This window comes from Rhizobacter sp. P3_C12 (genome assembly GCF_056402735.1).
On record NZ_JBFUGW010000210.1, the window covers coordinates 1 to 10,990 of the forward strand.

Sequence of the window (10,990 nt, forward strand, 5' to 3'; positions counted from 1 at the left end):
CATGTACAGCCTGTTCGCGCTGGCCAACCTCATGATCGCCAAGAGGCCGCTGCTCAGGCCTGCAGGGGTCAGTGCGCCCTGAAGGTTAAGACGAGCTCGCCAATCATTCGAAATCCACGCAAACGTGCGCTCGCCGCGGTGCAATGCATTCGCAGAGAAGCTGTCGGCTCCAGACATTGAATTGATCAGCTCATCCCTAGGTCAATGCGCGCCTGGTGAACAGTGGCGCGACAAGGCCCAGCGCCGTACTGACGACCAGCACGGCGATCCCGGCGAGAGGTGGCGAGTACCAAGGTTGGCCATTAAACGGTGTCTGCGGCATCGCAAAACTCCAAGCGAGGCATGCGATGGTGGCGGAACTCATCTCCCACAGCGGCCAATTGGTAGGCGTGACCGGCAGCGGTTTGCCGGCTCCACTGACCTTGATCGCGTACAGCACCCAAACCACAACGGGTGTCAGGGTGGTAAAAATGATAAGCGTCGACCATTGTGTGGTCACGTTCGCAGACGTACCTGCAGTCGGTGTCAGCGCAGCGACTACCGCGACGTACAGGGTCAGGATTTCGGACGGGATATAGGTCGCTATGGCACTCAGCGCGGACGTCACGGCGTTGGTTGTCTCTGGCTCGCCACCAACAGCTTCCTCCAGCTGCGGTAGGGTTTCGGGATTCGGGCGCCGTGTGTCGGCGCGCCGCCGATAGGCGATGGTGCTGGCAGCTACAAGGCTCATCGTTGCTCCCTCGGAGAAGTATTGGCATGTGAACAGCGCGCGATGGAACTGAAGCCTTGCCTCATCACGGCTGCTCGCACGGCGTGTAAGGTGTCACGTGCAGGTGCCTTCCCTCTGTCTGTACCACCCTGCACAGATGCAGCGAAGGGACAGAACTCAAACGAAGCGAATCTGTTCCAGTGCGAGCAGCGGCTCAGATGGGCAACCGTCTATTGCTTCGTTTCCGGCGGCAAGCGGATCGACATCGGCCAGATCACCGAAGCTCAGACCAGCCTTTTTCTCGATGGAAGCGATGCTCACCTGCGTGGCTGTGCCAAGCTGCGGGGAACGGAAAGGTCCGAAGACGAACTCCTCTTCGGGTTGTAGCTGGTCGACTTGGGACATCTCATAGCCCGTGGCGCAGAGTGCGCCAGATTCATCGTGGATGAACGCGATCACCTTCCAAAACGACCTCGGGATATTGACGCCGTACATCACAGGGTCGCTCTGTTTGAAGAACGGTCCCGTGAACACCGAGATCTTCATGTCATCTTCACGCGCATGCTGAAGTGCGTAGTCCTCCAGCGCGAGCCAGATTGGTGCGTTGAACGCCTGCATCTGCGGCATGGTGTTGGTGACGTGCATGGAATCTTCGTTGCCGCGTTTCGCTGTCGCAGCGTCACCCCAGCCCGGATCCTCGCGCCGCGTCATGTGGCCACGGCTAAACCTGGGCGGGTTGCCATAGCACTCGTTCATGATCTGCTGCTCCTTCGGGATGCGTGGGTCCCACTTCCATGCGACCCGCGCGCTCTTCTTTGACAACTGGCCGTCGATGTTCACCGCACTGAAAAAGCACATCCGGCGCTTCTTGCTCATCACGACGGAGTAGTGCTCGTAGCGAAGCTCGAAATCCTCCTTGCCGTTGTTGTCGTACTTGAGGACGTCACTCGCCTGGGATTCCACCGACGGCAAGGGCACCTCCGCGCCATCCCCGAGGAAGTCCCCCCGGTACCCTTCTCGGTCGCTGTAGTCCTCCACGCGTCCTTCGTCGCCGGCGATGTCGCCAGACCCATCGTCGCCGGGTGTTGGCGCCACCCTGACGTGCCTCACCTGTGAGGGCGAGCCCGGGTTACCCGGATTGCCGAGAGAAACCGTCACTCTCAAAGGGATCGTGACGGTCACCGAACGGTCCGAGTCGGGCTGGGCGGTGGAGGCACGGATAGCCGGGGACTGCCGGGGCGGTTTAGGCGCTTCGTTGAACACCCGGCCACTCTTGACGTCCGCGTACAGCTTGGCGACCACGTCGGCACGCACTGCGTAGTTGGTCGTGAGGAAGGTGCCGCTGAAATGCAGGCCCAAGGCCTCCCCCGAGTCCAGGTCAATGACGGCCGAACCCGAATTGCCGCCCAGCGTCGTACAGTCGTGCAAGATCTGCTTGTCTTGGACCTTGGTCACGGAGCCTGGTGCCAGCCGCTTCTTGTTGTACTTGCGGCCGTATATCTTCTCCATCAGATCGACATCGGGAACCCGGCTGTCGTAGGCCGGGTAACCGATGACTGCGGCATTGAGGGTTTCTCGTACGCGCGTGGCAAGGGTGATCGGCTTCGCCAACGAGGACTTACCTGATGTCAGGTCGACCTCGAAAAACGAGACATCGGGGCCCGGAGCCTGCTGAATGAACAGGGGGCGCAGCAGCTTGAACACCGGCTTCCGGTTGTTGTCGATCTCCTGGAAGAAGTCAACCGCGGCCTCGACGGGCCGCCCCGTCAAACCAATCGTGAACGAGAAGCCCTGCCCTTTGCGCATCGCAAAGGCTTCGGCCACGTGCCTGTTCGTGACGAGCACGCTTTCATTGATAAGCCAGCCCGTGCCGATCCAGTCGTACTTGCTCCCCGTCAGCTCGATCCGGCCCACCGCAGGAATCGTCCCGCTAAGCGACGGCTGTGCGGCTTTCAGGCGATCCTTCCATGTCTTCGAATCCTCGATCTCGTCGAACTCAAGGACGGCATCGTTGTCCCTGATCGCAAGCACCGGTCGCTGCGTGCGCATGATGATGCTTTCGAGCGTCAAGTCGTCTGTCAACGCGGCCGCTGGCGCCGCTCCCTCCTGGATCACCTTGGGCTTTGCCTTGGCCTTTGCCGTCACGCCTGTCTTGGCCTCTTCGGCGAGATGAGGGTCGCGCTCGCTGACCATTCGATTGAAAATTCGCAGGCGTTCCAGTCCGTCGCTCATGGCGTCTTCCTCCCATGGGTTGCTCCGTTGCTCATGCCAACGCAAGGTCAGTCTGGCACTGCGCGATCTGATCCGCGATAGCGGCGTTCTGCGTCCGTATCTTGTCCAGGACCGCATGGATCTGCGTCCCCAGATTGATGTAGGCGGTTTCCTGACCCTGAAACTTTACGCCGGAGACCTCCTCCGCTCCGCGATGAAGCGCCACGACCTGCCACCTGTCATCGCACACGGGTGAGCCGGATGACCCGAAGTCTGTGTCCGTGAAATAGCGAACCGCATCGTTGTCGGCAGTGCGGGCAATGTTGCTGCGAATGCCGATTTTCTTTGGGCCGCCCAAAGGGTGTTGAATGATGTTGAGTGGCTGCCACGAAGTCGCATCCAGGCTCAAGCGAGAGGGCGCAATGCGCAATGGTTCCGGTCCGCCCGCATTCACAGACAGCAAGGCGAAATCCAGGTCAGGGTCTTGTGCGAGAAGCTTTGCCACTCGCACGGAAGTCGGGGCCGCTCCAGCGTGGTCAAAGTCGAACTGAAGTACAGCCTCGGAGGCCTGCTTCTCGAACTCGCTCGCGCTTGCCGGACCTTCGTCGTTGTTCCTCGCGTTGATCACATGATGGTTGGTGATGGCGAGGTCGTTCGCGATCATCCACACCGTGCCGTTCATGATCCACGGCTTGCCGTCAGCAAGAAGGCGCTGGGTTTCGCCCTCAAAGCGTGGAATCAGGATCCGCCCCACGCTTTTTCCCACGCGCAGGCCCTTCGAGAAGAAGACGTAGTCGAGAAGTTCGTTGCGCCCAATAATCGCTTCTTGCTTGATGGCGACAGGAAGAGCGGCAGCGATCGCCATCGGGGGTGTCCCGCTGGTCCTGTTCCCAATACGAGTAGCCTGGGTGGAGAAGAGCGTTGCTTCGGGCAGCGACCGAAACTTGAGCCACCTCGTGCAGTTGGCAAGAAAGCGCGCCAGCGGCACGGTTCCGTCGAGCAGGCGTTCGATGCTGTTGCAGGCGCGCAGTTCGAAAATAAAGCGATCCTGGGCGCTGTTTCCGAATCTGAGTGCACTGGCCCAAGGCTTGTCGATGCCCTCCATGCGGTCCTTACGGTCAGCATCGACGAGGTCGCTCGCGATGGCCGCTGCAATGAGCGCATCCTCCTCGGTAGCAGACACGTACTGGAAGGCCATGCTATGCCACCGACTCCGAGAGTTCGTCGCCGCCCGATGAATAGGCGGCCTGCACGCGAAGTACCCGGTATGGCCAAGAACGGGCGAGTTTTGCGACTTGGCTTGCGAGCTCCCTACACCAACGGTCCTGGTCGCCGACAAATATCGGCCTGTCGGAGAGCCCGCGCCTAGCGGCCTGCACCAGATCGTGACGTGAACGATCCATTTGTTTCATGTCCGCACGGACCAGGGGGCCGGAGCGATCCGCGATAAGGTGGGCCAAATGGACCCAAACGTCCATCCCCCATGTGGATCGTTCACACGCAGCGCCGACCACGGGAAAGATGTCCCAAAGGTCGGTCGATTCCAACCGTCGCAACGCGCTTCGCGTTTCGTTTCGGACCTCTTCGAAAGGCTTCGCCAAGTCTTCGTGCAAACAGTACTGTGCGATCGCCCAATTCTCATGAAGACGCCACGCATGCTTGCCCAAACTGTCGAGAAGACCCTGTTCGATCATTTCCCAGCGGCGGTTCACCGCGTGCAGATGCCAGCACTTCTCACTCAGGAAGAAAAGACGCTGACGTGGGTCGGGCTCCAGCACCGAGCACCTGTCGGCGCGTCGCTGCCAATCAAGCGCCGTATCGGTTTCATTCATCTCGGTGAACATTCGCCAGCCGAGCAATGCCATGCGCAATGACCGTTCATCGTCGTACGCCCTGCGCACGTCCTTCTCCCTGATCCTAAGCCCCACTCGCGCGTATGCCAGCGCAGCTTCGACACTGACGATCAGCTGGTCGTTCGTCGGCTTGGATTGCGCGCTCCGACCGCCTTCTCGGAGGTAATCGATGCGATAGAGTCTTTCCTGGACTTCCGGCGCGAAGTCTTTGATGGACGCCTGGATGCTGGAGCGAATCTCGCTGTCAATCAGCCATCTTTGAGGAAACTCACCAAGGTGGAGTGCGTGATAGCAGTACTCCGCGCGAGAACGCAGGTCCCGGCTGCCGTCATACCACGAAGCCGCAGCAGCATGAATGCGCTGCACGAGCGGTGGGTCTTTGGCCTCCATGAGCTTGAGCATCACTGCCCGAAGGTCACGGCGGTGAACAACGGCGTCTTCCGCGTCGTCGATGGTGACCAACGCCGTCTCGCGCTTGAGTTCCTCGAAGAGTTCGCGCGCATCGGCCCGTGACTCGATGCCGAGGTTGCAAGGTTCGTTGAGCACGTGCTCGATGAGGTCCGGGGTCACCCGGCGAAGGACGAGACCCGGATGCGCGAGCTTGCGCGCCCTGGGGTTGTGAATATGCCCGAGGATGCGCTCGTAGAGCTGCCCTTGGATGACCTCGTCTGTGGCCGAAAACCAAAGGCGACGCTTGCCCGACAGACCCTGAAGTGCGGCAACTCTGCCCTCTTCGGCCATCAACAAGGTCGCAACCAGCACCAGAGACAAGGGCATGCAGCCCACCACACGAATGATGGCGCGACGTTCTGCTGGGTCCTTGATCCCCCGTCCTTTGAGGAAGGCATTGGCCGCCGCCTCATCTAGCTCCCCGACTTCGAGCTCCGTCGCCGGTAGATCGTTCCACGTGAGCGAACGGACTGGAGCGCGCCCAGAAATTACCGTCCGCACGTCCTTCGCACCGCCTTCGGTGCGTTGCAGCACTTCCCAGAAGGCCTGTGCCCTCGCTTCATTACGGTATTGGACCTCTTCGAAGGAGTCCAGGATGAGAACGAGCGGACCGGGCACCTCTTCTTGCGCAAGCACAACGAGAAGCCGGTTCAGAACGTCCGCGACTTCCACGACCATCTCGAAATCGGTTGCTTCTTGAGAATCGCGGTTCGGATCCCGATCGAGCGTCGTTCCGTTTGAGGTTGAAGCCCGTTCAACTGCGCGACGATCCTCTTCGAGTTGCACCAGCAATGCCGCCTGTAGCAGCAAGGGTTCGTATGCCTCGCCTCCTCGCTGCGCATGAACCTGGCGGATGATTTCGGCAGTGAGCCCCCCGATGTCGGCGATGTCGCGGTCAGGTCTGTCGAAATCGAGATACGCCAATGGGATGCGTTGGTCGAGTGGAACCCGCAGGTGCTCGAGTGCGAAACGTCCCACCAGGGTGGATTTTCCAGCTCCTCCGGGGCCAAAGATGCTCAGCGCGGGCCGTTGACCTTTTAGTACGTCAGGCGTAAGCGCCCCGCGAATCCGACGAACGTAGCTGGCAGGTGAGAGAACGCCGACGTGCTCACGCATCTCGTCGAGTTCGTTCTTGCGGCCCACGAATTGCTCGTCGGAGGCGAGCGTCAAGAACGGTGCCAAGTACCTGGCATATTCCAATCTCGCCGTTGCGCGCTTCAGTTCGTCGTTCAGCGGCCGTACCGGCAGCAACCATGTCATCAGCTGAACGACCATCTCCAAGTCCTGGTCATCGACCTCTTCGGAGCTCAGAAGCCTACCGAACAGCAGGTCCTCGTACAGGCGCTGGCCCGGTCCGTGCCTCTCGTGTGGATTCAGCTTGAGCGCAGCCTTGATCTGCGCCTGTGTCATGTCATTCAGCGCTTCAGCCCGCGCCTTGGGGTCAAGCACGTATGCGCCGGCGAACACGCTCGCCGGCGATTTCTTCAGTTCACGACCAAGAGTTCGAAGCGCAGACCGCTGTGGAACCGAACCGAATGGTTTCAGATCGTCGGGTTCACTCACGCTCGCAAGGACACAAGCGGCCGCCAGGTAAGCGTCGCGTTGCGACTGTGCGACCTCGGCGACCTTCGCGATGCGATCCAGCAGATCGCGCGCGGCTTGTTCGCCTTCTGTTGGTTTCGCCGTCACCGCTTCAACTCTCGAAGATGGCCACAAGGCGGCCGTTGAGGTGTTCAAGGCGCGTCCTGGGGTCCGCAGGCGCCTCCGCCAACAGCAGTTTCGCGAGTTCCTTCGCTGGTGCTGTCAGGACTGCGCCGCCCGCGGCGATCCTGCAGGCCTCCATGTCCGTGAGACAACGCTCCAAATCGGACTCCTGGAGAGCGGCGGGATCAGGCACGATTTCATCGCGCATGTCGGACGCTTGCACCCGCAATTTCTGGTGGTGGTTGATCAGCACGAGTCGGGCATGCCGACGTACAGCCAATCTGCAAATGTCTTTTGCGAGCCCCGCCGCAAACAGTTTGATTTCTTCGTTCACGTCCTCCAATCCGGCACCATCGATGACAAAGATCAAGGTCTGGTGCTGATTCGTTGCCCTGCTGAGCGTATGCCTGACCAATTGGCTCGCGTACGAACTGCCGGATCGCGGCGGCAGCGGTATTCCGCCTGGAACAATGGCGAGCAGGTCACCGACAAGGTCTTCGAGGGAATACACGGTCGCCTGGGAGGTCGGAATCTCGGCGGTCAACACGGTGATGTGCTGCGCGTACTCGTGCGCAATCTCCTCAAGTGCCCTTGCGGTGTATGTGCAGCCGCATCCTTGAGGTCCATTCACGCGAAGCACGGGCAGGTCCGTCGTGGTGATCAACCTTCTCACCAGCGGCCTAAACAGGGTGCGATCGAAGAATGGCACCTGATTGAGCCACGCCTTGTCGAAGACGGTTGAAGGAGGCATCTGTCTTGCATGCAGTCGGGCTATTGCCGCTTGCAGGATGGCGCTTTGCGCCACGACATTCACCTGCATAAGGATGGCTTCGATCCAACAAGTCGGCGTAGCGGCGAATTGGTCCGCGATGCAGACATTAAGAAGGTCCAGTGCGGCTTCCCGGACAGTTCGAGGCTCGATAGACAATTGGGGCAGCAGCCGTGCACGCTGGTCGGCGTCGGCGACGGCGGTGATGACAAATCCGCGCACGTCGCCGCGGTTGGCGAGCACGTCAACAATGGCGGCCTGGGCCGCCTTGTGTTCATCGGGTAAAAGCACGCACCCCCCTCCGCATGTCCCGCGTCAATCCAGCCAGATCGCTCGCAGCATTTCAGCCAGGGGGTCCCCGCCTCTGTGATCCGTTCGATCTTGACCGCCCGCTCCGAGGCCGCGTAGGCCACGAGATCCGTCGCTGTGACTTTCCACCCCTTATTGGGCGGTACGCTCGCAGCGAAACTCAATCCCCTAAATGATGTACGTGCAACCGACAGAGTGTCGGTGGCCCACGCTTCAGGCCAAGCCTCGCACGTGCCTTGCGACGCAACAACAGTCGTGGACGCGCTGACGAGATCGCCCAGCGCGAAAAAGACGCCCTCCCACTTCTTGTGCCAGTTGTTCCGCGGCCCACCCTGCAACGAGTTGCCGCCTATCGTTTCGGCGATTGGATCGAACTTCTCCCTGTTCGGATTGACCGGCCGGCCGTCACGCAGCAGCATAAATACCGCGCCGATGTGCAGTGGCTGGTGGACATCGCCCGCAAGGTGCGCAAGCAACCTTAGAGCTTCCCTCCTGCCGCAGAGTCGGGTTCGAGCGATCGTCACCAGTAAAAGCAGTCGTTCGTGGACACGTCACGGGTTTCCATACTGGGTTGACTGGCTAAGTGGGCTAAGCCGCGTTGATCGAGTTCGGTCATGTCCAGCCCGGCACAAGAGAAGCTCAAGACCGAAATCGTGAGACTCCCACATGACAGAGGGATGACGTGCGACGCCGCTACACTTCGACCAGCCGAAGAAACGACTTCGCCGGGTTTGCCGGCAGAATTGGATCGCACCATCAGCCCCTCTCTTGCGTCCCGACCATCGGCACGTGGTAGCTCTGACGTATGACCTCCGCAGTGCCGGGTGTCGTCGGCTGGAGCTCATTTCCGGGCTCCAATATTCTGACGACACTGTGGTTAGGCGCGTACGTCAACTCGATCCGGATACCTGCCAATTGCAAGCGGTCGATCCGTTTCTGCGTGGAAGCGGAGCGAACAGCTTGTCCAGAAACAAACCCGGTTTCAGCGCAGTCTTCACCAAGCGTTTGACATCAGCTGTCTTGGCTTGGTTGCCTTGCACGATGAGAACGCCGCCCCCCTGCGCCTCTACATCGGGGGGCGATCAAGTCGGATCGGGCTCCGGTGGCACTGAGCGCGCGGCAGCTCACCAGCGGCGTCCTCCGCCGAGGATCGTCTTGCCATTCGCCAGGCGGCGAACACTACCAGCGAGTGCGCCGCCTGGGGCGAGCCGATCCCCCTGACGCCAGCGAGTCGGCCCAAACTTGAACGTCCTCGTCCAATCGGGTCATCACATCGTTGAAGCCGCTCATGTCGGCGGCCAGCGCGACGCTGACAAAGCCGCGGCTACCCGCGGCGGCTGGAGGCAGCCGCCACACCTCGTAGCGCGTCACGCCGACTCGGGTGGTTGCCGGTGGCGTTCGGCGGGCGGCCACCCATTCGGCGAAGCCACTAGTGCGAGACATCATCGGGGCCACGCGAGCCAGCGCTTCAAAGTCTGTGGCGAAGGACACGTGTGAGATCGGCTTCAACGCGTCGAACACCCTCGGTATCAAATAGGTGCGAAGCACGTTGTCCAGGTCATGTGCCTGACCCTGTTCCACCGCAGGTGGCCTGATGACGACCTCAAGCGCTAGCGGTGTCAGAAGGGGCTCGAGGAGCCATGCGAAATCCCGTCGGAACGAAGCGAGCTTGTCATCGATTTCCGCCTTCCATTTCGCGGACGAGGCATTGACATGGGGCAGCTCGCTCAGCCGGATCCTGAGCGGGGACAGCGAGAACATTTGCTCCCACAGATCGGAGCCGGAAAATGGAGAATGTCTGCTGGCGGCGACGTCGTGCAGGCGGGACAGATCGCGAGTCTCGAGTCGAACGCGGGAGAACAGCGTCTCCTGAGCCCGCTGGCGCGCGCTTCTGAGCCACGCCTCGTAGGGTTCTTGGCCCATCATGGCGATGTACCGCTTCGGGTCTCGGCGAAGGTCGTTGAAGTGATCCAGACTGGCTTCGTAGTCCAGCTCGTCGCGCAGGCGATGCTCATCATCTCTCGTCGTTTGAACCTCGGCGCCGATGTCGAGGTCCTCCAGCAGATCGGTCAGCGGTCGGACCTCACCCCAGACCTGAGGCGTGGGCTCTCCATGAGAACATGAGACGGACAGCGCATGCACCTGACGGTCGTCGGCATACAAGAGGCCGCGACGCCGACTGCCCAGATCGACAAGGGGCTTGCCGAACAGATCCAGGTAGTTCTTCGCGATGTGATGCGAGTGGGTCGGCGTGCGTTCGCTTGTCTGCACTCGGAGCTTCAAAGCGATGGGGCCGCGAAATGCTCGTCGGCGCTGGTTGAGCATGCTCTTCAGGAGCTCTCCCTGGATGGCCAGCTTGTCGCTGGGCTTCATGGAGTGCTTCGCACGGGGCTCGATGCCGAGGATCGAGAAGTACAGGCGATTGCTCCGGCGTTTGCGATAGCGGGCCAGCTGGCCCTCCGGTGTGTCGAGGTAGTGATCGCTACCGTACGCTGCCATGTGTTTTCCTTCCCTGGACCGACTGTGACACGACGCGTATCCGGCGGTCCGCCGTCGCCAATGTCCGGAGCTCACGTAACTCGTCCTCGATGTCTTGCGCGCTGCGCCGGCCTCCATCGATACGGGGCAACCCCACAGAGACCAGTCTCTCAGTCGCATCTATTTCAGTGTTGTCGCATTAATTATCGATCCGCATACCACGGAAGACAAGGAAGGTCGCATGACGGAATACGAAGCCTAGGGAACCGCTGATTTATTCGGGCAGATCTCGATGGCCGAACGAGGCGTGGACAGCGAGGATGGTTGCATGAAACAGACGAGCTTTGCGAGCCTGGAGTACGCGGGCAAGAAGCGCCAGACGAGGCGCGAGAAGTTCCTGGGCGAGATGGAGCGCGTGGTGCCGTGGTCGGCGCTGTGCGGCTTGATCGAGCCGCACTATCCGCGCAGCGGCCGCGTCGGTCGCCCACCGATCGGCGTGGAGCGGAT

General features: G+C 60.8%; 7 protein-coding genes and 1 pseudogene. 2 read left to right on the top strand and 6 right to left on the bottom strand.

Going from position 1 to position 10,990, the window contains the following annotated elements; translation table 11 throughout:
* Nucleotides 1–196 precede the first annotated feature (196 nt).
* The 5 genes from AC1DXV_RS25110 to AC1DXV_RS25130 all read right to left on the bottom strand — a co-directional run bounded on the left by AC1DXV_RS25110 (nucleotide 197) and on the right by AC1DXV_RS25130 (nucleotide 7,987).
* Nucleotides 197–730, bottom strand: a complete 534-nt coding sequence (locus AC1DXV_RS25110; RefSeq protein ID WP_477868224.1) for a hypothetical protein — start codon at nucleotides 728–730, stop codon at nucleotides 197–199.
* 156 nt (nucleotides 731–886) lie between these two features.
* On the bottom strand, nucleotides 887–2,941 hold the full coding sequence (locus tag AC1DXV_RS25115) for a DNA/RNA non-specific endonuclease (RefSeq protein WP_477868226.1): 2,055 nt from the start codon (nucleotides 2,939–2,941) through the stop codon (nucleotides 887–889).
* A 31-nt stretch (nucleotides 2,942–2,972) separates the two neighbouring features.
* Nucleotides 2,973–4,118, bottom strand: coding sequence for a trypsin-like peptidase domain-containing protein (locus AC1DXV_RS25120; protein WP_477868228.1), 1,146 nt, complete (start codon nucleotides 4,116–4,118; stop codon nucleotides 2,973–2,975).
* A 1-nt stretch (nucleotide 4,119) separates the two neighbouring features.
* Nucleotides 4,120–6,960, bottom strand: coding sequence for an ATP-binding protein (locus AC1DXV_RS25125; protein ID WP_477936096.1), 2,841 nt, complete (start codon nucleotides 6,958–6,960; stop codon nucleotides 4,120–4,122).
* The gene (locus AC1DXV_RS25130; protein WP_477864863.1) at nucleotides 6,917–7,987 is read right to left on the bottom strand and encodes a hypothetical protein; all 1,071 of its coding nucleotides are present in this window, start codon (nucleotides 7,985–7,987) and stop codon (nucleotides 6,917–6,919) included. Before AC1DXV_RS25130 ends, AC1DXV_RS25125 begins: the two co-directional genes overlap by 44 nt.
* A gap of 254 nt (nucleotides 7,988–8,241) precedes the next feature.
* Between AC1DXV_RS25130 and AC1DXV_RS25135 the strand changes: the two genes are divergently transcribed.
* Nucleotides 8,242–8,487: a hypothetical protein gene (locus tag AC1DXV_RS25135; protein ID WP_477864864.1), complete on the top strand. Its 246-nt coding sequence runs from the start codon at nucleotides 8,242–8,244 to the stop codon at nucleotides 8,485–8,487.
* Nucleotides 8,488–9,184: 697 nt separating this feature from the next.
* On the opposite strand, the gene AC1DXV_RS25140 is transcribed toward AC1DXV_RS25135, so the two are convergent.
* The gene (locus tag AC1DXV_RS25140) at nucleotides 9,185–10,504 is read right to left on the bottom strand and encodes a hypothetical protein (RefSeq protein ID WP_477936098.1); all 1,320 of its coding nucleotides are present in this window, start codon (nucleotides 10,502–10,504) and stop codon (nucleotides 9,185–9,187) included.
* A gap of 307 nt (nucleotides 10,505–10,811) precedes the next feature.
* On the opposite strand from AC1DXV_RS25140, the pseudogene AC1DXV_RS25145 reads away from it, so the two are divergent.
* A pseudogene (locus AC1DXV_RS25145) lies at nucleotides 10,812–10,990 on the top strand (IS5/IS1182 family transposase); the annotation flags it as partial.

Bases quoted from the DNA above. Each gene is read 5' to 3' on its own strand.
- AC1DXV_RS25110 (WP_477868224.1), bottom strand. From the start codon at position 730: ATGAGCCTTGTAGCTGCCAGCACCATCGCCTATCGGCGGCGCGCCGAC.
- AC1DXV_RS25115 (WP_477868226.1), bottom strand. From the start codon at position 2,941: ATGAGCGACGGACTGGAACGCCTGCGAATTTTCAATCGAATGGTCAGC.
- AC1DXV_RS25120 (WP_477868228.1), bottom strand. From the start codon at position 4,118: ATGGCCTTCCAGTACGTGTCTGCTACCGAGGAGGATGCGCTCATTGCA.
- AC1DXV_RS25140 (WP_477936098.1), bottom strand. From the start codon at position 10,504: ATGGCAGCGTACGGTAGCGATCACTACCTCGACACACCGGAGGGCCAG.